This window comes from Bifidobacterium sp. UMB1197 (assembly GCF_030217745.1).
Classification (GTDB): domain Bacteria; phylum Actinomycetota; class Actinomycetes; order Actinomycetales; family Bifidobacteriaceae; genus Bifidobacterium; species Bifidobacterium vaginale_B.
Genome location: NZ_JASOOL010000006.1, coordinates 1 through 22,409, shown reverse-complemented (window position 1 = coordinate 22,409; position 22,409 = coordinate 1). Strand labels below are relative to the sequence as shown.

18 protein-coding genes are annotated in these 22,409 nt (G+C 43.0%); 6 read left to right on the top strand and 12 right to left on the bottom strand.

The window, feature by feature from the left end; all coding sequences use genetic code 11:
• Nucleotides 1–197 precede the first annotated feature (197 nt).
• Together QP420_RS04650 and malQ are read left to right on the top strand one after the other, a co-directional pair.
• Nucleotides 198–1,754, top strand: coding sequence for a hypothetical protein (locus tag QP420_RS04650; protein WP_481616684.1), 1,557 nt, complete (start codon nucleotides 198–200; stop codon nucleotides 1,752–1,754).
• A 243-nt stretch (nucleotides 1,755–1,997) separates the two neighbouring features.
• The gene (gene malQ / locus QP420_RS04645; protein ID WP_481616683.1) at nucleotides 1,998–4,247 is read left to right on the top strand and encodes a 4-alpha-glucanotransferase; all 2,250 of its coding nucleotides are present in this window, start codon (nucleotides 1,998–2,000) and stop codon (nucleotides 4,245–4,247) included.
• A 284-nt stretch (nucleotides 4,248–4,531) separates the two neighbouring features.
• Here the strand turns inward: malQ and QP420_RS04640 are convergent, their stop codons facing one another.
• The 3 genes from QP420_RS04640 to QP420_RS04630 all read right to left on the bottom strand — a co-directional run bounded on the left by QP420_RS04640 (nucleotide 4,532) and on the right by QP420_RS04630 (nucleotide 6,978).
• Nucleotides 4,532–5,146, bottom strand: coding sequence for a DUF624 domain-containing protein (locus QP420_RS04640; RefSeq protein WP_481616682.1), 615 nt, complete (start codon nucleotides 5,144–5,146; stop codon nucleotides 4,532–4,534).
• A gap of 147 nt (nucleotides 5,147–5,293) precedes the next feature.
• Entirely contained in the window at nucleotides 5,294–6,127 is an 834-nt protein-coding gene (locus QP420_RS04635; protein ID WP_481616681.1) for a carbohydrate ABC transporter permease, read from the bottom strand.
• Nucleotides 6,124–6,978 carry a carbohydrate ABC transporter permease gene (locus QP420_RS04630; protein WP_481616680.1) on the bottom strand — a complete coding sequence of 285 codons (855 nt, stop codon included), beginning with the start codon at nucleotides 6,976–6,978 and terminating at the stop codon, nucleotides 6,124–6,126. The genes QP420_RS04635 and QP420_RS04630 overlap by 4 nt, the downstream gene beginning before the upstream one ends.
• 345 nt (nucleotides 6,979–7,323) lie before the next feature.
• Between QP420_RS04630 and QP420_RS04625 the strand changes: the two genes are divergently transcribed.
• Nucleotides 7,324–8,343 carry a LacI family DNA-binding transcriptional regulator gene (locus QP420_RS04625; protein WP_481616679.1) on the top strand — a complete coding sequence of 340 codons (1,020 nt, stop codon included), beginning with the start codon at nucleotides 7,324–7,326 and terminating at the stop codon, nucleotides 8,341–8,343.
• A 259-nt stretch (nucleotides 8,344–8,602) separates the two neighbouring features.
• Here the strand turns inward: QP420_RS04625 and QP420_RS04620 are convergent, their stop codons facing one another.
• Both QP420_RS04620 and QP420_RS04615 read right to left on the bottom strand, forming a co-directional pair.
• Complete coding sequence (locus QP420_RS04620; RefSeq protein ID WP_415689725.1) at nucleotides 8,603–9,946, bottom strand: ABC transporter substrate-binding protein; 1,344 nt, start codon at nucleotides 9,944–9,946, stop codon at nucleotides 8,603–8,605.
• A gap of 152 nt (nucleotides 9,947–10,098) precedes the next feature.
• Entirely contained in the window at nucleotides 10,099–10,857 is a 759-nt protein-coding gene (locus QP420_RS04615; protein WP_481616678.1) for a histidine phosphatase family protein, read from the bottom strand.
• A gap of 207 nt (nucleotides 10,858–11,064) precedes the next feature.
• On the opposite strand from QP420_RS04615, the gene QP420_RS04610 reads away from it, so the two are divergent.
• Complete coding sequence (locus tag QP420_RS04610) at nucleotides 11,065–11,901, top strand: nitroreductase family protein (protein WP_481616677.1); 837 nt, start codon at nucleotides 11,065–11,067, stop codon at nucleotides 11,899–11,901.
• 19 nt (nucleotides 11,902–11,920) lie between these two features.
• Here QP420_RS04610 and QP420_RS04605 read toward each other — a convergent pair whose 3' ends face one another.
• Nucleotides 11,921–12,187: a hypothetical protein gene (locus QP420_RS04605; protein WP_155639659.1), complete on the bottom strand. Its 267-nt coding sequence runs from the start codon at nucleotides 12,185–12,187 to the stop codon at nucleotides 11,921–11,923.
• Between the two features lie 380 nt (nucleotides 12,188–12,567).
• Here QP420_RS04605 and QP420_RS04600 point away from each other — a divergent pair, with 380 nt between their 5' ends.
• Entirely contained in the window at nucleotides 12,568–14,112 is a 1,545-nt protein-coding gene (locus QP420_RS04600) for an aminotransferase class I/II-fold pyridoxal phosphate-dependent enzyme (RefSeq protein WP_481616676.1), read from the top strand.
• Nucleotides 14,113–14,255: 143 nt separating this feature from the next.
• Here the strand turns inward: QP420_RS04600 and QP420_RS04595 are convergent, their stop codons facing one another.
• The 6 genes from QP420_RS04595 to QP420_RS04570 all read right to left on the bottom strand — a co-directional run bounded on the left by QP420_RS04595 (nucleotide 14,256) and on the right by QP420_RS04570 (nucleotide 20,172).
• On the bottom strand, nucleotides 14,256–15,314 hold the full coding sequence (locus QP420_RS04595; protein WP_481616675.1) for a LacI family DNA-binding transcriptional regulator: 1,059 nt from the start codon (nucleotides 15,312–15,314) through the stop codon (nucleotides 14,256–14,258).
• Nucleotides 15,315–15,344: 30 nt separating this feature from the next.
• Complete coding sequence (locus QP420_RS04590) at nucleotides 15,345–16,724, bottom strand: glycoside hydrolase family 13 protein (RefSeq protein ID WP_481616674.1); 1,380 nt, start codon at nucleotides 16,722–16,724, stop codon at nucleotides 15,345–15,347.
• Between the two features lie 32 nt (nucleotides 16,725–16,756).
• Nucleotides 16,757–17,578, bottom strand: a complete 822-nt coding sequence (locus tag QP420_RS04585; RefSeq protein ID WP_004112888.1) for a carbohydrate ABC transporter permease — start codon at nucleotides 17,576–17,578, stop codon at nucleotides 16,757–16,759.
• Nucleotides 17,578–18,483, bottom strand: a complete 906-nt coding sequence (locus tag QP420_RS04580; RefSeq protein WP_481616673.1) for a carbohydrate ABC transporter permease — start codon at nucleotides 18,481–18,483, stop codon at nucleotides 17,578–17,580. Before QP420_RS04580 ends, QP420_RS04585 begins: the two co-directional genes overlap by 1 nt.
• Before the next feature lie 85 nt (nucleotides 18,484–18,568).
• Nucleotides 18,569–19,840: an ABC transporter substrate-binding protein gene (locus QP420_RS04575; RefSeq protein WP_481616672.1), complete on the bottom strand. Its 1,272-nt coding sequence runs from the start codon at nucleotides 19,838–19,840 to the stop codon at nucleotides 18,569–18,571.
• 206 nt (nucleotides 19,841–20,046) lie between these two features.
• Nucleotides 20,047–20,172: a hypothetical protein gene (locus tag QP420_RS04570; protein ID WP_004113751.1), complete on the bottom strand. Its 126-nt coding sequence runs from the start codon at nucleotides 20,170–20,172 to the stop codon at nucleotides 20,047–20,049.
• A 582-nt stretch (nucleotides 20,173–20,754) separates the two neighbouring features.
• On the opposite strand from QP420_RS04570, the gene QP420_RS04565 reads away from it, so the two are divergent.
• Nucleotides 20,755–22,185, top strand: a complete 1,431-nt coding sequence (locus QP420_RS04565; RefSeq protein ID WP_481616671.1) for an ATP-binding protein — start codon at nucleotides 20,755–20,757, stop codon at nucleotides 22,183–22,185.
• Nucleotides 22,186–22,409: the final 224 nt, after the last annotated feature.

The window sequence follows — 22,409 nt, the reverse complement described above, 5'->3', positions numbered from 1 at the left end:
ATTCCTGCTGTTCTGCTAGAATCATTTTTAGACTTTATACCCCCCTTGCGTATGTTCGCGATGGTGGAGAGGAGAAAGTTCAGCAACAAGACAGAGACGCAACATAATAAACAGTTAGCGCTTTGATCTTACAACTTGATAATTAAACAAATATCCCCACCCCCCCAAACCTAAATGATTTGAAGAATGAGGTAAATATGAACGCTAAGATTGCAGCCGCCATCTCTTTGGGAGCTAGCTCTTTGGTACTTATTGGAAGTATTGGAATTGCAAATGCATCCACAGATCCCGCTACAACCTTGACGCCAGAAACCACCGTTGTTTCTGCTACAGCGCCAGATTCTGTTGGCGAGCAAACCAGCGAAGGCTTTGACCGCGTAAGTGAACCTGTTGCTGTAGACCCGAAAAACAATGCAGATAGTGCAGGAGGTAAAACTAATCAAGATAACTCCGGATCTGATGCAGCAGCACAAGTAGATAAAGATGTGCAAGAGATTATATCTGAAATACAAAATCTTCAGAATAATCCTATTATCTCGGATGGTTTTAAAGATAAATTAGCAAAAGCAAAGCAAAACGCAAATACGGCTGACGATGCAGCCAGAACAGCTTCAACAGAAGTTGATACTGCAGAAAATGAAACTAAAGAAAAGATTCAATCTGCTATAAACGCTGTAAAAGAAGCTGAAACTAAAGTAAAAGAAGCTCAAAAAGAAATCGAAAGCGTAAAATCTGATTTTGGTAAAGCAAAGAATAAATTCGATGAACTAAAAAACAAAATAGCAACGATTAAAGATAGAATAAATAAGTCTTTAGAGTCTTTAAATGATGAATCTAAGAAAGAGAAAGTTAACGGTCAGCTAACTAACGCAAATGGAGTTATTGAGCAAGATAACAAATCAATTAATCAATACGGCTCAGAGATTGAAGAAGCAAAAACTAAGCTAAGTAGTGCTTTAAATAAGCTTGCAGCTTCTCTTGAAAAGGGCGAAAATGCACTAAAGGTAAAGCAGCAGAATCAAAACTATGTGCCAGCCCCAGCTAATCCAGAACCACAGCAGCAGGATCAAGATCGCGACGATGCACAGCAAGAACAGCCACAGGCTGCCCCACAGGTAGAAGCTCCTGCAGCCAAAGAATCTGGCAGCAACTCACGCACAAATAGCCACTACGCTGCAGCTGGCAAAGCGTACGAGAACGGCATTCTAGATGCCCAGGCCTTAGAAAAGTTGGGCACTCAGGCTGCTGGCGAATCTGCCCCTGCAGTAGTTCCTGCAGCAAATAAGGCCTCTGCAGGCGCACAGAAAGCACAAGCAAATCAGACTGCTGCAAGCACCACTGCAAGCAATGCAGGCAACGCTTCTGCCTCTTCTGCATCCGCCACGTCTTCTTCCTCTTCTTCCTCTTCTGCAAGCGCCGCTGCAGGCGCCGCAAAGAGCGCAGACTCCAAGAGCACAGCCAAAAACAGCAATGCAAAGGATTCCGCAGACTCCGCAAAGAGCGCAGATTCTTCTGATTCCGCCAGCTCCGAAAGCCAGTCGGATTCCGCAGACTCCAAGAGCAACAAAAACGAAGAGTCAAATAACGAAGATTCCAAGAGCAGCGATAAAAGCGCTCAGGCATCTGCCGCAAACAACGGCGCGCAGGCCGCTGGCAACAACACAACGCTAATCGCAGCTGTTGCAGGAAGCATAATTGCTGGAATCGGCGCAATCGGCGCTGGTTGGCACTTTATGCGAATCCGCCGCAAGTAGTCGTTTTAAATATTGCAAATAAAACCGCAGTTGGCATTTAACCTTCTGCGGTTTTTGCTTATTCTCACTAAAATCGCCTAAAATCGCCTAAAATCGCCAATATTGCAAACGATGTCAATACTTAATATAATTGTTGCTTAGAGCGTGCCTCAATCCAGCGATGTGTTGAGAGCCCGCACTTTTTAGCATCGTTTGCAACAAATTCGATGCTCGTACACGTGCCACGATTAACAAAGGAGCATCATGAGCACAACAGACAATGGCAAAACAAAGGCTGCCACGCCTGTGCCCGTAGAAGAAAGCGCAGAAAGACTTGCTCGCCCACTAATTAAACTTGCAAAAGCATGCGGAGTCGCAACTTTCTACATAGACCAACTAGGCGACTACACAGAGATTACGGACGAAGCGCTTGTAGGCGTTCTAGACGCCCTGGGCTACCCTGCAAAAACAAGCGAAAACATTGAAAATTCGCTAAAAAGCGTTCAAGAAAAGCGCAATAGCGAGCTGTTGCCACCAACCGTGGTGTGCTTTAGCGGCACAAAAACGATTGTTCCTATTCACGCTGAAGAAGCCACAAGCAGCCCAGAAAAAATTCACATAACGCTTACGCTAGAAGATGGGTCGCAATACGAAGAGCCTCTAAACAGATTTGAAAACAGCAAGGAAGACGGATTAACTCTTGAACTTCCACAAGACTTGCCAATGGGATACCACACTCTTCTTGCAAAAGTAGAAGATAAAAATGGCAAAACCGTTGCTCATGCGCAGTCAACTTTGATTTGCGCGCCAGCAAAAATCCCACTTCCACAAAGCGTTAAGGAACGCCATCGTTGGGGCTACATGACTCAGCTTTACTCCGTGCGCTCAAAGGAATCTTGGGGCGTTGGTGATTATGGCGATTTGCGCAGGCTGCTTAAAGACGCTGGAAGCATTGGCAAAGCCGACTTTATGCTTATAAACCCGATTCATGCGTGTGCTCCAGTTGCACCTTTGGAGCCTTCGCCTTACTTGCCAGAATCACGCAGGTTCTTAAACGTTACATACATTCGTCCACAAGATATTCCAGAGTACGCGCAGCTTAGCGAAAGCCAGCGCAAAGAGGTGGAAATTTTGCACGCGGGCGTAGAAGCGCTTAATAACAATCCAAATCCAATGGATATTAACGCTGCGTGGAACGCAAAACTTCCAGCATTAAGGCTTATTTTTAAGCAGCCTAGAAGCGCAGAACGCGAGCAGGAATTCGCAGACTTTAAGGCTCGTTCTGGCGCAGATTTAGATGCTTTTGCCACCTGGTGCGTGGCCTTTGAGGTTTGGGGCGCGCCTTGGGGAGATAATCTTTGGTTTGAAACCACAGGCAAGGGCACTCCTCAGATTGACACACTTAGAAGCGAACACGCCGATTTGCTTGAATTCCACCGCTGGCTTCAGTGGATTGCAGACGAGCAGGTTGCAGCAGCACACGCCGAGGCCAAGGCCGCTGGAATGGCGATTGGCCTTATGCAAGACATGGCAGTTGGCGTGCACGGATACGGCGCAGACGTGTGGTGGAGCCCAGAGCGCTTTGCTAATGGCGTTAGCGTTGGCGCTCCTCCAGACTTCTACAACCAGCAGGGCCAGGATTGGGGCCAGCCTCCATTTGACCCTAATTACTTAGACGAAACTGGCTACATTGCCTACCGAGACATGGTTCACAACGTGTTCTTGCACGCTGGCGCGGTTCGCATTGACCACGTGCTTGGACTTTTCCGCCTTTGGTGGATTCCACGCGGCCAGGGCGCAAAGAACGGCGCATACGTTTACTACAATGTTGACGCCATGCTTGCGGTTCTTAGCATTGAGGCCACTCGCGCAGGCGGATTGGTGATTGGCGAAGACCTTGGCACTGTTCCAGCGTACGTTTCTAAAGTTCTTGCTTCTCACGGCATTCTTGGAACGGTTGTTGAATGGTTTACACACAATGATGAAGCCGAAAAGGCCGCTAAGAAGGCTGGAAAGAAGGAAATCATATTTGCAAATCCTTCTACCTACCGCGAATACGCTTTGGCTTCTGTTACTACTCACGATATGCCTCCTACTGCAGGCTACCTTGAGTTTGAACACGTTAAGATTCGCGAAGAGCTGCACCTGCTTACCGATTCTGTAGAAAGCTTCCAAAAGGCTGCTAGCGCTGAGCGAGACGCCATGATGAAGATGCTTTTGGACGGCGGCTGGATTAGCAAGGATGCGGCCGAACATGTGGAAGATCACGTGCAAGAAATCGTAGAAGCCATGCATGCGATTATGCGCACTTCCCCATCTTTGCTTTTGCAAGTGGCACTTGTAGACGCTGTTGGAGAGAAGCGTTCGCAGAATCAGCCTGGAACCAGTACGGAGTATCCAAATTGGCGTATTCCTCTTGCAGACAAAGATGGAAATGTTGTTCACACGGGCGATGTTTTTAAGTCTCCACGAGTGCTTTCCATGGCCAAAATCATGAATGGTGAAAAAATTTAACCAATAACCCAAAACAACAGTAAAATTACCATCAAAAAAGTAAAAAGAAAGGTTAAAAAAGCTTTGCAAATAGAGCAATTAGAGGTATACTAGTAATACATAAAGTTGCTCATGCAAGTAACTTCTTCCCTCTCCGCGTGGTGCGTAGGATGGCTTGTAGACACCATTTTACGCACCACGCTTTTGATGTCCTGAGTGAGGCGAGCGTCTATGGCGATGCTCGCCTCACTAACATATTAGACGCTACATATTAGACGCTTAGCCCACTTTCATGTATGCTTTGACTAATCGCGGTTAGCCGCAACATACTTAGCAAACACGCGCTCTAGAAGCGGCGTGTGAAGCATAATCAAAGATCCCCATCCAAGCAAAATCAGCAGCGGCAATCCCTGCAAAAAATACTTTAGCGAAAGATAAACAAGCGCAAAGAACACGCAATCAAGCAAAAACATCATAAAAGTAGTTGCCGCATAGCTCACACCAAAAATCAGCGAGTTAATAAAAGTTCTGCCAATCGAGTTTTCAAAACGCGCTTGCAGAGCAAAAACCCACTGCGCAACAATAATCCACAAAATGCTAATCGCAAACTTTATTATTAAAAGCGGAGTGAGTTGCAAGAAAATCCAAGACCACACAATCAGCGCTAAAAGTGGCCCTAAAATAGCCCAAATAATGGTGGCCTTAACAAAATTATTCTTAAAAGACTTAAAGTAGATTGCTGTTGTATGCGCCTCGCCACGCTCAATTCTTCTGGCAGTTTCGTGAGCGGCTGTAATAGAAGCACCAATTGTTATAAGCGGAATACTTGTAATAATCATTAAAACAGTAAGCCAGACCGCATCTGCAAACGATTCCATTCCTTGTGCAAACTTTGAATCAGGGCTTCCAAAAGAAATCATTACAACCACTCCTGCCTAATGTGCGCATTTAAACGCAAACTTAACCAACAATACACTATAAATATAAATGATTAAATATAAATGATGGTGGCTGCAGACGCGTGCAACCACCATCGCTAGATGCCGAGATTCGAAGGAGAAAAAATCTCAGCCCTTTACCGCACCAGCCATAACACCTTTAATAATGTACTTCTGGCAGATTAGGTAGAAGACTATGATTGGAACAATTGCCATAACCAAGCAGCCCATCATGGCACCCATTTCAACGGAACCATAGCCGCCCTTCAAATATTGAACTGCAATAGAAACCGTCTTGTACTTGTTCAAATCCAAAGTGAGGTAAGGAAGAAGGAAGTCGTTCCAAATCCACATTGTTTGCAAGATAGAAACGGATATAATCGCTGGCCTCATAATCGGAACAATAATCTGGAAGAATATGCGTGGCACAGAAGCGCCATCAATCATTGCAGACTCTTCCAACTCTTGAGGAATGCCCTTTACAACACCAGTGAAAATAAACACAGCCAAACCTGCACCAAATCCAAGGTAGATAATCCACAATCCCCAAGGGGTATTCAATCCAAGCTTTGTAGTGATGTTGGAAAGCGTGAACATAACCATTTGGAATGGCACAATCATGTTGAACAAGAACAACACGTAAAGAAGTTTTGCAGCCCAGTTATTTACGCGCACAATCCACCAAGCGCACATAGAAGTGCAAAGCAGAATCAAAATTACGGCGCCAACTGTTACCACAATCGTCCACCAGAAGCTCATAAGCAAGTTGGTGCGATTAATGCCAAGAACGTAGTTGTCAAAACCAATAAACGACTTTGGAGTAAGCGAAAATGGCTCGCTAGCAATATACACCTTTGACTTAAAGGAGTTTATAAACACTATCGCGATTGGGAAAATCCACAGCAAACTCACCACAGCAAAAAGCGTGGTCCAAAGCGCAGGATGCTTAGTCTTCTCGTTCATGCTGCCACCTCCTTAGATGTTGCCAACTTGTTCTGAACCAAGGCAATAACAGCCACAATGATGAAGAATATAACTGCCTTTGCCTGGCCAACACCTTCGCCGTTAATCCTTCCATAGAACGTGTTAAAGATGTTCAACGCAAGCATCTCCGACTTTCTAGAAGGAGCACCATTAGTCAATGCCAAGTTCTGATCGAATAGCTTGAATCCGTTTGTAACCGTTAAGAACGTGCAAACCGTAATAGAAGGCATCATAAGCGGAATCGTAATCTTAAACAGCGTTTGAGCTGGGCTTGCGCCGTCAACAGCAGCAGCCTCAATAACGTCTCCTGGAAGCGCCTGCAAACCTGCAATGTAAATAATCATCATATAGCCGATTTGCTGCCAGCATATCAAAAGAACCATGCCCCAGAATCCGTACGTTGCAGAATAAGTAATAGCGCGGCCAAAATAACCCAAGATGCCATTAAGCACTACCTGCCAAACGTAGCCCAAAACAATGCCGCCAATCAAATTTGGCATAAAGAACACTGTGCGGAACAGGTTGGATCCTTTAAACTTTTTTGTAAGCATGTAAGCAATTGCGAATGCAATAACATTAATAACAATTGTTGTTACAATCGTAAAAGCCGTTGTAAATACTAACGAATGAAGGAAGTGTGGGTCGCGCAAAGCCTTGCGATAATTGCGTATTCCAACAAACTTTCCGTCGGTAACAGTGTGGAACTTAGTAAAGCTAAGATACACGCCCATTACAAATGGCACTAAAAAGCCAATTACAAAAGCGGCAAACGTTGGCAGAGCAAATAACGCCCACCACTTGCGTATTGCCTTTCCACTCATATTAATCATGATTCGTCACTTTCTCCTCCTTGAGTACGACGCCGAGCGAGCAAGCGCGCCCGAACCAATACTTTTATATTACTACATGCAACAGCAATGTCAAACGTTGTCATTTTTTTGCATGTCGCAGCAAAATATACTAAAAATAAAATGTGAAAAAAATCCTAATTTTTGGCGATTTTACGGCAAAATCTGCTATTATTGTTCGTATTGCAAACGTTTGTGTAATAAATGCAAATTGAGCAGGCGCAAGTCGCGTATGCTACACCGCTTGTACACTAACTTTGTACATATTTTAGTAATATTAATGAAGATATTGACGAGATATTTTGCTGTGCGAATAAAGGAGTTCACATGCCGGCTAATATTCAAGACGTTGCCAACCAAGCGCACGTATCAGTATCTACTGTTTCACGCTCGTTTACGCGCCCAGACCTAGTTTCTGCAGCAACCCGCAACAAAGTGTTGACTATTGCCGAAAAACTAAACTTTTCAATATCGCGTTCTGCGGCTGCTTTAAAATCTGGAAGAACACTAAGAGTTGCGCTTCTTATTAGCGGCAGCATGCGACTATGGTTTACTGCGTCTATTATGCAAGGCCTAAATCAAGTTCTTCACCCAGCTGGCTACGATCTTTCAGTCTTCCAAATATCTAGTAGTGAAGAGCGTGCGGAATTCTTTAACATGCTTCCTACGCGCAGAAATGCAGATGCTGTAATTGTTTGCTCATTCGACGTAAACAAGGAGGAAGTTGATTCTCTAAAGGCCACTGGCGTGCCAGTTTTGGGAATAAATTGCGTGAATCCTTTGGATTGCAACTTTGACGCAACTATTAACATAGATGACGATCAAGGCGCTAGGCTTATGGCACGTCATCTTATTGGTTTAGGCCATAAAAACATTGCCTACATTCGCACAAACCGCGATATTTCCCTGCATTTTAGTGTTTTGCAGCGCTACCATTCTTTTATTGACGAATGCAAAATTAATGGCATTACTCCTATAGAAATCGCAGCACCCGAAGGCGCGGATCGCATAAGCTCAATCGTTTCTTCGCTTTTAAGCAATACAAACGTTCCAACGGCAATCGCCTGCCAAGAAGATGCAATAGCAATTCCGCTTATGTTCCAGCTTTCTAGAAGCGGCTACAGTACTCCTGGAGACGTTTCGATTATTGGTTTTGACGATAGTTTCTACGCAAGAGAAACGGGGCTAACAACAATTCGTCAAGACCCTGTTGAGATGGCAAAAAGCCTAGCCAAAATGACTTTGTCTTTGATTAATGGCGATTACTTAAGCAAAATCTGCAGATACATTACCATTCCTGCACAGCTTATAGTTAGATCTAGCACAAGTCAGATTGAAAATAGCTAGTTGCTATCGACTATCGACTAACAACTATCGACTAACGACTATCGACTAACGACTATCGACTAACGACTATCGACTAACGACTATCGACTAACGACTATCGACTAACAACTATCAACTATCTTTACACTAAAAAAGAGCTTCAAACCATTAGGCTTGAAGCTCTTTTACTTGTCACTAATGCACTGTGCTAATGCAATTACAAAAATGACATATATTAAATTATGAATTTAATGAGCCAGTTTTAACCCAATTCTTTGGATTAATCCTGATCTTCGTGAGCCTGAGCAACTTCCTTAGCCCAATTGTCAACGAAGGCGCTCTTAACCTTATCCCACTTGCCAGTGCCCTGAGCATACTCAAGCAAAGCGGAGCCAAGATCGTTCTTCCAGTTGTCAGATGGCATCATAGTGAAGTTCCAGCTTACAGGAGTCTTGCCAGACTGAGCATCTTCAACAGCAGCAGCAGTCAAAGGATTCTCAGACTTTATATCTGCAAAGCTCTTGAATGGAGTGGTGAAGCCCATCTTCTTAGACATAGCTTCCTTGCCGTAATCAGAGGTAAGAACCCACTTCAAGAAGTCCTTGGTTGCCTTCTTGTTGGCATCCGAAGTCTTCTCGTTAATGCACCAGTAGTTCTCGGAACCAGTAGCCAAGCCTTGCTTTTCTTCGCCCTTAGCACCAATGTAGATTGGGAGCATGCCAAGGTCTTCGGCCTTCATGCCAGCCTTCTGCAAATCGGTCCAAGCCCAAGTACCATTCTGATAGAACACAGCCTTGCCAAGCGAGAACTCAGAGTTTGCATCCTCACCAGTCTTGGAGCTGAGCTGAGTTGCAGGAGTGGTGGAATCTGTAATGTAAAGATCGAAAATCTTCTTGTAGCCATCAAGGAATGTACCCTTAATCTTTGCTGGCTGCTTGGTAACATGATCTTCCTTGAACTCGTAGTACAGAGGAAGGTTTGCAAGGTGGGTCTTAAAGCGCCAATCAGAGCTGGAATCGAAGCCAGCAGAAGTGAAGGCGCCATCAACGCCAAGCTCACCCTTACGAGCCTGAATGTCGTCTGCAACAGCCTTAAGCTTATCGAAGGAGTTAATCTCTTCGGCAGACTTTACCTTTGCGTCCTTAAGCTCGGTGTACTTCTTAAGCAAAGCCTTATTGTAAATCAAGCCGTAGGTTTCCATTGCGTATGGAACGCCAACAACCTTGTCTCCATCCTTAAGAGCAATATCCTTGTTCTGAAGCTGCTTATAAAGCTCGGTATCCTTAAGATCTGCGGTGTAATCCTTCCAGCTTGCGTAGCCAACAGGACCATTAACCTGGAACAGTGTAGGTGCTTCATCGCCCTTGCTGATTTCGCTCTTAAGGGACTGCTCGTAAGTGCCAGAAGCAGCATTCTGAACCTTTACAGGAATGCCAGTCTTCTTGGTGTATTCCTTAGCAACTTCCTTCCACTGATCAGCAGATTCTGGCTTGAAGTTAAGGAAGTAAACTTTGCCCTTATCGGAAGAATCCGAAGAGCTAGAACCGCATGCAGCGAGCGCACCAAATGCCATTGCTGAGCAAGCTACAAGCGCAATTGTTGACTTAATTGTACGATTCATCATCGAACCTTTCTCCTATGCCGTCGGCCTACCTTTTGGCCGCCGCACCCCTAGGTGCCCTTTCGACATTCTTTATTATGCCTCAAATATAAAAATATTGCAAACGATAGCAGTGTTGATATAGCGGCGTGTCGCATATTTTTAGCAAGCAAAAATTAGCAATTCCAGCGAACGATTACACGATCGCCTTTATAAGTTCCAAGCGCGCAATAGTGCGCGGTGTCTAATCGGAGCAAACGCGCCTGCTGGGCATCTACCCCAAGCCATCTGGTTGCTAAAATCCTAAGAATATGCGCGTGAGCTACAATAATCACATCCTTGCCGCTTTTAAGTTTTGGCAAAACAGAGTCGATTATTTTTTGAGTGCGATTAGAAACATCTTGTAAAGATTCTCCATTAGAGCGCACCACTTTTACAGTTTCTCCGCTTGGTAGAACCTCTTGGCAAGAATCCGACATAAAATCTGGAAGAGCTTTAGGGCCATCTTTCCAAACATCCCATGACTCAACGCCGCTTAGCGCAGAAACGTCTTTTCTTGTGCGCCCCTCTGCGCAGCCGTAATCCCATTCGGCGGCGTATTCTAGCGGCGTGCAATGCGTAAATCCGGCCAACTGAGCGGTTTGGCGAGCGCGAATAAGCGGGCTTACAAACTGGCAATCCTCGCTAAAACCGTTTGGAAAGGCCTGGCGAATCCTGGCGCCTGCGTTTATAGCCTGATTGCGGCCAACTTGTGTTAGTGGAATATCGGTGCGGCCTGTGTGCTGGCCAGATTCACTCCAAACAGTTTGGCCGTGGCGCAAAAGCACGAGTCGCCCTTCGGGCGCGCCCGAGCATGTTGCTGGAACGTCTTGAATCGCGTACGAATCTGCGCTAAATGAACCACCATTAACGTCAACGTCAATACTGTTCAGCATAATCCACGCCGCCTTAGCACCACCAACAAGTAAAAAATCTGCGCTTGGTGCCTTAGCGCAAATCTAAACCCATTACATACAAACTGGCTTCACTGCCAAGTTCGCTCACTTTTATAACACTTTTATAACACTTTTACATGCCAATTTCTAATTGGTATTTCAATTTGGTATTTCAATTTGGTATTTCGTTGCCATTAACATAAAAACATGATGTCAACTCAGAATAATGTACAGAATAATGCGCAAGACGGCGAACAAAACGGCGCACAGAACGTATATGCGAACCAAGCTATTCAAACGCTTCTTAATCGCAGATCTATACGCGCTTTTAAAAACAATCCGATTAGCGAAGATGTTGTAAAAACACTAGAGGCGGCGGCACAGCGCGCAGCTTGCAGTCAATTTTTAAACGACTGGTCGGCTATTAAAATTACGAGCGCAAGTCTTAAACAAAAGCTTTCCAAACTTGGGAATCAGGCCTATATAGCCACTGCCCCACTTTTGTACATTTTTATTATTGATCAGCACAGAAATGCTGCAATCGCGCGAAAAAGCGGAATTGACACAGACGGAGACGACTTTACCCTTAAAACGGGCTACAGATTCTCGCAGTCGCAGAACGATGCGGTTCTTGCGCTACACGCCATGGAAACAGCCGCGGAATCGCTTGGACTTGGGTGCGTAATCCTTGGTTCAATTTTAAACAACATTCCAGAGCTAATTGAACTTTTGAAGTTGCCAAAATACACGTACCCCGTTCTTGGGCTTGCGATTGGCGAGCCAGACCAAAGCCCCGAGATAAAGCCGCGAATGGATTCTGGCATGCAATTTTTTGAAAATGAATACCCTAGCAGCGATGACGTTTTGCTTGAAAATCTGGCAAGCTTCGACGAAAGAGTGCATAAATACTACGATTTGCGTAATGCAGATAGGCCAGTGGACGCATTCAGTGCGCAAATCGCAAAGCTTGCTGTGGATTCTGGCGCTAAAAACCATAGTTGCGAATCGCAGCTTAATGCGCAAGGATTTACTTTTAAGTACTGATTTACTAATTTACTGATTTTTAGCGCATACGCGGCTTATATCCGCGTTTTCTAGACTTAGGTTTGGTTGTTTCAAACCGCGAGCGCATATCGCAGTACTTACGAATCGCAGGATTTGAATGCGTTAAATGCCAGCTGCCGCAATAATCGCATTTATAAACCCAAAGTTTTGCTCCGCGCTCCTTAAAGCTTTTATCCGCTGCCATAAGAGCCTGCCCTTTATTGGCGTACATTATTTTTTGGGTAGATTCACATCTGCGCGGAGTAAAGAAATACATATAACTCATGGTATCACCACAGCAAACTGCGCTGATTTGCTTGCGTTTGTTCCCTTTTTCTTGTATTCGTTCCCTTTTTCTTGCTTTTGTTTACCATTTGACCCAAAACGTAAACATTTTCGGGCAAAAGGGAACAAAGTCGGGAATCAATAAGTTCAATTTAATGTCTTTTTAGTTCAATTCTTAATTATTGCTCAGTAAAAATTCAATCAAAATTCAAAATAAATTCAATTTTAGGCTTGCAAAATGAGTTTTGGCGCGTAAAATTGTCTTTTAATCGCCGCAAAGTTCAATTTATAGCTTCTATTTTGAACTTTGTTGTACGTTTGTTCAATTTACGAATGCTGATTTTATAAGCTTCTATAAGATGGTGTAAAGAAAGACGGATTATGGCACAGAATTTTGCAAACGACCTTAAAAAGGCCATGAAAATCAAGGGATACAAGCAGATCGATGTAATCGAGCTTGCAGCAAAAAGTGGCCATAAGCTTGGCAAAAGCCAGTTAAGTCAATATTTAAGTGGAAAAACTGAGCCTCGCAAAGACGTGCGAGATATGCTCGAAGAAATTCTTGGAATTAGCAGCAATGGAATCGGCAGCAATTCGATTAAAGGTGGCCATTCTTGCGCAAAAACCGCGCAAAAGTCGCCAGCAGATTGCAGCGAGCAGCACGAAGAAAATCGCAAATTAACAGAAGAAGAGCTTTCCAAAACACTTAAACGTAGAAATTTCAACAAATCCACCAAACTTGAACACGTGCTTTACGACGTTCGCGGCCCAGTTGTAGAAGAAGCAAACCGCATGGAAGCAAACGGAACGCATATTTTAAAGCTAAACATTGGAAATCCTGCGCCTTTTGGATTCCGCGCCCCAGACGAAGTGATTTACGACATGCAGCAGCAGCTTATTGACTGCGAAGGCTACTCGGATAGCCGCGGACTTTTCGCCGCGCGCAAGGCGATTATGCAATACGATCAGCTTAAAGGCATTCCAGGCGTGCAAATGGAAGATATTTACACTGGAAACGGCGTTTCCGAGCTGATTAACCTTTCTATGCAAGCGCTGCTTGATTGCGGCGACGAGATTCTTATACCAAGCCCAGACTATCCGTTGTGGACCGCGTGCGCGAGCTTGGCTGGCGGCACTCCTGTGCACTACATGTGTGACGAAAAATCGCATTGGTACCCAGATATTGCCGATATTCGCTCTAAAATCACGCCTCGTACTAAAGCAATCGTGATTATTAACCCAAATAATCCTACGGGTGCGCTGTATAGTCGCGAAGTTTTGGAAGAGATTGTTAAGATTGCGCGCGAATTTAATTTGATTATTTTTGCGGACGAGATTTACGACCGTCTTGTTATGGACGGCAAGAAGCATATTTCGATTGCTTCTCTTGCTCCAGACGTGTTCTGCGTAACCTTTAGCGGACTTTCTAAGTCGCATATGATTGCTGGCTTCCGCATTGGATGGATGAGCCTTTCGGGAGATAAATCCAAGGCTAGCGACTACATTATGGGACTTAACATGCTGTCTAATATGCGCTTGTGTTCGAACGTTCCTGCGCAATCAATTATTCAGACTGCTTTAGGCGGATACCAGAGCGTTGAAAAGTATTTGGAGCCAGGCGGACGCGTGTACGAGCAGCGCGAGTACTGCTATAACGCGCTTCAAGAGATGGATGGCGTAAGCGTTGAGCGACCGGATGCTGCTTTCTACATGTTTGTAAAGCTCGATCCTGCTCGCTACAACATTCACGACGACGAACAGTTTGCGCTTGATTTGCTACGCGATCAGAAGTTGCTGATTGTGCACGGCAAAGGCTTTAATTGGCAGACTCCAGGCTACTTCCGCGTAGTCTACTTGCCGCGCTTGCAAACGCTTCGCGACGCAATGGGCAAACTCTCCAGCTTCCTCTCCTACTATCGCCAGTAGAAAAATAATTTTTGTATAAACAAAAAAATTATTATTAATTCTGGTCACATTACAGAAATTATGCATATAGTGCCACGCTAAAAAACTTAACATGGCACTATATTTTTCATAGGAGGAAGGAATCAAAGTATTTACTACGCAGCCTATTCTCTTATAGATGCTGCTGGACCAATTGACTCACGCAGCAGCACAGTAATAGGTAAACATACGTGACGGGATGATGCGCGTTCATATCCAGCATTCAAAGTTTCTACTATATATTCAGCAGCTAAACGTCCCTTAGCTGTAACAGGCTGTTTAACTGTTGTCAACGGTGGATTACTACATGCAGCCTCATCTATATCATCAAATCCTGTAACAGAAATATCGCGTGGGATTTGCAAACCAGACTGTCTAGCAGCATCCATTACTCCAAACGCAATAACATCACTAAAACAGATGAATGCAGTTGGTAATACAGAATTATTTTGTTTTATTTGTGCAAAAGCTTCTTCTCCTCCAGTACGAGTACATGGCACTTCAATAACATTTTTCTTATCGACCAGTGGGGCTATTCCATTCTCTTCTAAAGCAGAAATCACACCATCAATACGGCGACGAATTGTTCCATGCCAAGAAAGATACCCATCATCATTGCCTGATTCTGGAGAAATCACCACAAAATTGCGATGGCCCAATGAAATAAGATGCTCAGTTAATTCTTTCATAGCGCGCGTCTCATCAATATTGATACTCGGAGCCTGGCTATGTACTTCACTGTCAACAATCACAAATGGCTTTCCTTGCTGCATAAGAGCTTCAACTTCACCACGATCTTCTTCTAAACCAGTTACTATAAAACCGTCAACTGCAGCATAAGGAATTGCTTTTAACATAGAATTACGAAGTGGAGGCACTAAAAGAAGCGTCAATCCCTCTCGCTCACAGATTTGCCCAATACCCTGAATAAACTCCGAATAGTATGGATTTTCTAGCACTCGGCCTAATTGCTGTGGTAGTAACAATCCCAAACTATTTGTCTTTTGAGTTCGCAGCATATAAGCAACAGGATTGCGCACATATCCCAGTTCCTTTGCAACTGAAAATATGTGTTCTACAGTTTCTGATGATAAGCGATCAGGAGTATTATATGCAAAGGAGACAGCAGATTTAGAGACACGCGCTGCATCAGCAATATCCTGCATTGTAATTTTCTTTCCCATGCTTCACACTTCTTACTTCTACATTATTTTTTACTGTTGAGCTCGCAATACAATCATAGAATTATCTTTATTGGGGCGCCAACTATCTCCAACAGTTACACCATTTATAATTCGCCAATTATGATTTTGCAATTGTTGAGGTAGCTTCGATGAATTATACTCTACTAAATTACTACGTGAAATAATCATCAAAAGAGATTCTTCCTTATGCTCTCGCGAAATAATGACAGTATCTCCATCAACAGCGTAACAACTTTGCGTACCTCTTCGCAACGCAATATGATCACACCGCAATGCATTTAATTGAACAATTGTACGGAATATTTCAGCATTTGTATCAAGACTATCCCACTGCATGCCAGAACGGCACCCTGGATCATTATCGCCAACCATACCAAGCTCATCACCGTAATAAATCATCGGAGCACCTTCGCAGGCAAACATGCAACAGTAGGCAGTTATGCAATCCTCAGTATTATTTTGATGCGCAGTTAAAACACGCTCAGTATCGTGACTACCCAACAAATTCATCATCCCATGGTGATATCCATACGGTATACGCTCCTGCAAACGGTTAATACCATTAACAAAATCGTATGCATTGAATCGCTTTGTCGCAGTAAAACCTAAAACTAAATCACGCAAAGTATAATTCATTGTGCTATCGGTAGTGTCTCCTTGCAGCCATTGAGCAGGGTCTCTCCATTCTTCAGCTATCAAACATAATTCTGAATTTTTTGCTTTAACAACTTGCCTAAAATCCTGCCAAAATTCTGGATAAATAAAATATGGAACGTCAAGACGATAACCGTCGATACCTTGATCAATCCAATATCTCGCAACATTAAAATGGTGCTCACGCACCTTTGGATTAAACACATTCCACTTCGGTAGATATTCACAACCAGAACAGGTTTTATAATTAGGCACAGGCAATGACTTAACTGGAAAGTTTTTCACTGAAAAATAATTAACATATTCTGAATTATCTTCATTTTTAACAACATCTTGAAACATCCAATGAGTTTTACCACAATGATTTAAAACTGCATCTAGCACTATACGTATATTCCGCTTATGTGCTTCATCTACCAATGTATGGAAATCTTCAAGAGTTCCTAAAAGTGGATCGATTTTAAAATAATCGTTTGCGTCATAACGATGATTTGTTGCAGCAGAAAAAATTGGATTCAAATAGAGCGCGTTGCACCCTAAATCATGAATATAATCAAGTTTTTCTGTAATTCCAGCAATATTACCACCTAAGAAATTCTCAGGCGTAGGCTCAGCATCCCATGAATCAAGCGGCACATGACCTTCAGTTAGCATACCGTAGCCTTCACAACGATAGAAACGATCAGGAAAAATCTGATAAAATCTTGCATCAGGCAACCACTGTGGTATAGACATAATAAACCCCATCCTTAATATTTCTACAATTTCTAATCTTTCATACCAGTATTGGCAATTCCTCTAACAAGCGCACGTTGGAAGAAAAGGAACACAATAATACTTGGTATTGTTGCAGTCAAAGTTCCTGCCATCAAATAATTCCAAGAGGTTCCGTAACGCCCTACGAAAGATGCTAAACCAATCTGAATTGTACGAGTTTCATCCGTATTCGTAACCAATAATGGCCAAAGAAAATCATTCCACGCAAAGAGAAAACTAAAAATACCAAGCGTTGCAAACGCTGGGGACGACAATGGAACGATTACTTTGAAGAATATTCCAAACCTGCCACAACCGTCAATGCGCGCTGCCTCATCAAGCTCTCGAGGAATTGTTGCAAAATATTGGCGAAGTAAAATAATTCCAAACACATCTGCAAGTCTAGGAACAATCAAAGCATACAGCGTATCAACCCATCCCAAATTAGCGACTATCTCATAAGACGGAATAACAATCACAAAATTAGGAATCATCAATGCAGAAAGCAGCAGAATGAATATTGTTTTCTTCAAAGGAAATTCTAATCGCGCAAAAGCGTAGGCGGCAAAGGCATCAAATATTAAATGTCCTACAACAATTCCTACCGTCATCAATAGCGTATTCCAATAATATTGCGCAAACGGCGCCGCTTGCCAAGCGTGAATATAGTTTTCCCAGTGCCATGATGTAGGAAAAATTGAAGTATTCGTGTATGTTTCAGCACGCATTTGCAAAGAAGTAGTGAACATCCACAAAAATGGAATGATTACTGTTGCTGAACCTAAAATCAGAATCGCATGACGCGCCAAACGCGACCATAATGATGATTTCATTATTCTTCTCCTTGTGCTCCAGAAACTTTCCATTGAATCATCGTCACGCCTAGCACTAGCGCAAGCGTAATGAACGCTATTGCTGTTCCATAGCCAAAATCACCGAGCTTGAACGCATCACGATACATCATCATGCCAAGCACTTCCGTGCCTCCGCGAGGACCGCCACCCGTGAGCATGTATGCAAGATCGAAGGATTGGAAGCTCGTTACTAATGCCTGAACTACTACAAAAAACGTCATTGGAGATAGCAATGGGAAAGTAATCTTCCATAATTTTTGCCACCCAGTAGCTCCATCTAATGCAGCCGCTTCATACACGCTTTTTGGCAATGCTTGTAACGCAGTTAAATACAAAATAGCGTTAAAACCAATATTTTTCCACACGGTCAAAAGAATTAATGCAATAAGCGCAAGCCAGCGATTTTGTAACCAATCTGGTCCGTGTATATTGAATTTCATCAACACACTGTTCACGAATCCAGAAGGATCGAGCATATATTTCCACACAATGGCTGCAGCCACAGAAGATGTAACAACTGGAAGGAAGTAAATACTACGATAAATACTCCTACCTCGTATAGGCGCATCAAGCAAAAGTGCGAGCAACAATCCAGTCAGCACACTTAATACACATACACCAGCAGCATAAATAATTGTTACCATTAAGCTGTTGAAAAACTCAGGATCTTGGAAAAGACGAACATAGTTTCCCAAGCCAATAAATTTCTTTTCTGGAGAGAATCCATCCCACGATGTTAGTGAAATATATACAGCAGACAACACAGGGTACAGCACGAAACCACCAATAATAAGCACTGCTGGCAACAAGAATACCGCAGCACAAATTACCTGATCTTTCTGGTAGTGCCTGTGCACAGACTTGAGAAAATGACGTTTTTTCATTACATACTCCTTGGATGCAAAGAACTCCGATAGCTGAGCCAACTTCATTTCATTCGGCTCAGCTATCGGCAAATTATTTATGCAATCAACCCTTTGCAATCACGTCGTTCACTGACTTTTCAGCATTCGCAAGCGCTTCGTCAACACTCTGCTCTCCAGCGAAAGCCTTCTCCACAGCCTTTGCAAATTCAAAGGAAATCTTTGGATACAATGGCGTATTTGGACGCGTATGAGCAATGCCCATTTGTTCCACAAACGGAATTAAACGAGGCTGTTCCTTCTTCACCCAATCCAAATACTTATCAGACTTTGCAACACTCTTCGTTACAGGAAGCATTCCGGTCTTTTGTGACCACTTGATTACCTGTTCTGGCTGCAAGAACCAGTTCAAGAACTCACCAGCAGCCTTGGCACGAGCGTCAGAATTATGGAAGACGATTGCTTGTTCACCACCGAGATTAGTTGCTTCCTTGCCATCCTTTGGATGAGGGGCTTTTGCTACACCGAAATCAAATGGTGGATCTGGCGCCCAGATGCCAACCATCCAGCTACCTTCCTGAGCAGAGCCACCCTTGCCCTTTTCAAATTCGCCCCACTTAGCATATGGGCTCACGCCGCTCTTGATAAGATCCATCCAGAAGTTCATAGCCTTCTTGCCTTCTGGTGTATTGAATGCAGCCTTAGAATTATCCTTCGTCAAGAATTCGCCGCCAGCTTGCCACAAGTTGACCTGGAAGTTCCAAGTTAAACCTTCGCCGTTATCTCCTGCTTGAGTAAGCAAATCATACCCTGGCTTGCCTGTCTTTTCCTTGATTGTCTTGGCAACTTTCTTCAACTCATCCCATGTTTGTGGTGGTTTGTTAGGATCTAACCCAGCTTCTTTATAAACGTCCTTGTTGTACATGTACGCAAGATTATTGGCAGTAACTGGCACAGAAACTTGTTTGCCGTCAATATGACCATAGTCAATCAATGCAGGAGTCACATCATCGAGCGTTTTCGAGCTGATAACCTTAGAAAGATCAGTCAAATTGCCCATTTTTGCAATCTGTGGCACCCATACCAAATCACTTATAGAAATATCTGGCAAACTCTTCGACGAAGCCGATGCACGAAGCTTCGTCATAAAATCAGAATTCGGAACGCTCGCAGTCTTAATCTTAATATTTTTATGCGAAGCATTAAAATCCTTCACCATCGCATCAAAGGTATCGGCATTAGCTCCATCCCAATAATGCCAAATGGTAAGCGATGTTGCACCATTAGCGTCGGACGATTTTGTACTACCGCACGCACTTACGCTAATAATCATTGCAGCAGCACCAATCAGTGCACATATTTTTGTAAGTTTCTTCATTGTAACCTTCTTTTTATCTGCATATGTTAACTTGCACTCATTTTGCATTTAGAAAATGGATGACGAACTATTCTCTAAAGCACCAGAAAACAAACTAATAATTTTTTTATTCTTTGTTGTATGACCACATAACAAGCAAACAGTTTTTAATTGCCGCAAACACTGGCTCATATGAATCTACATGTCATGTTCACACAGACACCAAATCAAAAATGCACGCTTGTTTCTACCTCCTCCCCTCCAACTCCGAAGACATTATCTTTAGATACCCACTGTTTGTCATCAAGCAATGCCTTAAATTGGAACTTTTTACCTTTAGGCATTCTCTCCATTTCAGTCTCCTTTGAACTGCAATGCTAAACTCTTGTAAATCAATTTACTACATTGTTAAACAAACGTCAATCCCTTAAAATAATTACACGTTATCTACTTGCCGCGCTTGCAAACGCTTCGCGACGCAATGGGCAAACTCTCCAGCTTCCTCTCCTACTATCGCCAGTAATTATGCATCTTGCTTGCAAGCCGCAGCGACGCGAATCACGACACAAACAACAAAGCGCAAAAGTAAATACATTTCGGAGTAGTTAAGGGTATTTCGGAGTAGTTCGGAGTAGTTCGGAGTAGTTCGGAGTAAAACGCCGCAATAAACACAGCAAAAACCCAACAAAGCTATACAAGAGTAGGGCCCAGCACACTTCGGAGTAGTTCGGAGTAGTTAAGAGTAGTTAAGGGTATTTCGGAGCAAAACAACAATGTACTTAATAACACGCTGTAAATACTCTTAATTTACGCATGATATTCCAGTCAAATCCTTGAAAGAATAACACTCTCTATATCCTTCTTTTGATATAGTAATCACAAGAATTATTCGTATAAAAATCGCGCAGTAATGCTTCGATATTTAAGGCGGAACAATGGAAGAGTACAAGATTGAAGAGATTAAAGACCTGAAAGAAGGTCAGTATTTTGATCGCAAAAGTGCTCACATAAAGCCTAAAGATATACTAAAACACGTCATTGCCTTTGCCAATGCAGACGGAGGCACATTAGCTATCGGCATCGATGATAATGGCGAATTATCTGGCACAAATTATACGGGGGCTCATTCTTTAGACGAATACGAACTAGCAATCCAACAAGATATCATTGGTCAGCCTTCAATCGATTACAGTAAGTTAGACTATGAATCCGAAGATGGCAAAAATGCATTATTCATCATTCATATTGATTGCTCAAAAAATAAACTTATTAAAAATCGAAGTGAAGAAGTTTATTTAAGAATTGGAGATAAAAGCGTCAAACAAAATTACTCTCAAATTAAGAAATTAGAGTATGCTAAAGGCGAAAGATTATTCGAGGATAATCTAATTCCAGATGCCAACCTGGCAGATCTTGATGAGCAATTGTTGAATGAATATAAGAAACAACTTAATTGCGAACATTTACCTAATCAGCAAGTATTAGAAGCTCGCGGATTTATGCATCAAGGTCAACTAACTGCCGCATCAATTCTAATGTTTGGCAAAAATCCAAGCTATTATTTCCCACAAGCTCGTCTGAGATTCCTGCGATATGAAGGAACACATCGTGAGACTGGCGCACGAATGAATATTGTTAAAGATCAAACCTTTGACGGACCGATTCCAACAATTATTCGCCAATCACAAGCAGCTATACGAGCGCAATTACGCGAATTTGAATATCTTGGAAACGATGGAAGATTCAAAGTCGTACCAGAATATCCAGAATTTGCTTGGTTTGAAGGAATTGTTAACGCCGTAGCACATCGCGATTATTCATTAAGAGGCGATTATATTCGCGTTAGCATGTTTGACGATCGATTCGAGATATTCAGTCCTGGTTCCTTGCCAGATATCGTTACATTAGAGAATATGCGACATACGCGCTACGCTAGGAATCCTCGTATTGCTCGCGCGTTAGTTAACTTCGGCTGGGTTCGAGAACTCAATGAAGGAATTAATAGAATTTATGAGGAAATGGCGGAATTTTATCTCAATGATCCTCAATACAGCCAGCCAAATCCTTACTCTTTATTGCTGACGTTAGAAAATAACTATGCTTCGCGTCAAATGCGTATGGACGATCATATAAATGAGTTAGAGGAAAAACTAAATAATGGCGAGTTCAATGAGAATGAGCGAAAAATTCTCGCATATTCATATAGCAATGATCGAATTACCGTAAAAACAGCTGCAAATCTTATTAATATGAGCGAAGCTACAGCGCGAAAATTATTACGTGGACTTGCTAATAAACACGCTCTACTGTGGCATGGAAACTCTAAACTTGACCCTAAGCAATATTATGCGCGCATAAAGGATTAGATCAAGCACAAAGAAAACAGTTAAGAGTAGTTAAGAGTAGTTAAGAGTAAAACACGGCAATAAACACAGCAAAAACCCAACAAACCTATACGAGAGTAGGGCTCAGCACAGTTAAGAGTAGTTAAGAGTAGTTAAGAGTAAAACACCGCAATAAACACAGCAAAAACCCAACAAACCTATACGAGAGTAGGGCTCAGCACAGTTAAGAGTAGTTAAGAGTAGTT

What these genes read in the sequence shown, in the direction of transcription:
- QP420_RS04650 (WP_481616684.1), top strand. Translation starts at nt 198, where the DNA reads ATGAACGCTAAGATTGCAGCCGCCATCTCTTTGGGAGCTAGCTCTTTG.
- malQ (WP_481616683.1), top strand. Translation starts at nt 1,998, where the DNA reads ATGAGCACAACAGACAATGGCAAAACAAAGGCTGCCACGCCTGTGCCC.
- QP420_RS04640 (WP_481616682.1), bottom strand. Translation starts at nt 5,146, where the DNA reads ATGATTTCTTTTGGAAGCCCTGATTCAAAGTTTGCACAAGGAATGGAA.
- QP420_RS04635 (WP_481616681.1), bottom strand. Translation starts at nt 6,127, where the DNA reads ATGAACGAGAAGACTAAGCATCCTGCGCTTTGGACCACGCTTTTTGCT.
- QP420_RS04630 (WP_481616680.1), bottom strand. Translation starts at nt 6,978, where the DNA reads ATGATTAATATGAGTGGAAAGGCAATACGCAAGTGGTGGGCGTTATTT.
- QP420_RS04625 (WP_481616679.1), top strand. Translation starts at nt 7,324, where the DNA reads ATGCCGGCTAATATTCAAGACGTTGCCAACCAAGCGCACGTATCAGTA.
- QP420_RS04620 (WP_415689725.1), bottom strand. Translation starts at nt 9,946, where the DNA reads ATGATGAATCGTACAATTAAGTCAACAATTGCGCTTGTAGCTTGCTCA.
- QP420_RS04615 (WP_481616678.1), bottom strand. Translation starts at nt 10,857, where the DNA reads ATGCTGAACAGTATTGACGTTGACGTTAATGGTGGTTCATTTAGCGCA.
- QP420_RS04610 (WP_481616677.1), top strand. Translation starts at nt 11,065, where the DNA reads ATGATGTCAACTCAGAATAATGTACAGAATAATGCGCAAGACGGCGAA.
- QP420_RS04605 (WP_155639659.1), bottom strand. Translation starts at nt 12,187, where the DNA reads ATGAGTTATATGTATTTCTTTACTCCGCGCAGATGTGAATCTACCCAA.
- QP420_RS04600 (WP_481616676.1), top strand. Translation starts at nt 12,568, where the DNA reads ATGGCACAGAATTTTGCAAACGACCTTAAAAAGGCCATGAAAATCAAG.
- QP420_RS04595 (WP_481616675.1), bottom strand. Translation starts at nt 15,314, where the DNA reads ATGGGAAAGAAAATTACAATGCAGGATATTGCTGATGCAGCGCGTGTC.
- QP420_RS04590 (WP_481616674.1), bottom strand. Translation starts at nt 16,724, where the DNA reads ATGTCTATACCACAGTGGTTGCCTGATGCAAGATTTTATCAGATTTTT.
- QP420_RS04585 (WP_004112888.1), bottom strand. Translation starts at nt 17,578, where the DNA reads ATGAAATCATCATTATGGTCGCGTTTGGCGCGTCATGCGATTCTGATT.
- QP420_RS04580 (WP_481616673.1), bottom strand. Translation starts at nt 18,483, where the DNA reads ATGAAAAAACGTCATTTTCTCAAGTCTGTGCACAGGCACTACCAGAAA.
- QP420_RS04575 (WP_481616672.1), bottom strand. Translation starts at nt 19,840, where the DNA reads ATGAAGAAACTTACAAAAATATGTGCACTGATTGGTGCTGCTGCAATG.
- QP420_RS04570 (WP_004113751.1), bottom strand. Translation starts at nt 20,172, where the DNA reads ATGGAGAGAATGCCTAAAGGTAAAAAGTTCCAATTTAAGGCATTGCTT.
- QP420_RS04565 (WP_481616671.1), top strand. Translation starts at nt 20,755, where the DNA reads ATGGAAGAGTACAAGATTGAAGAGATTAAAGACCTGAAAGAAGGTCAG.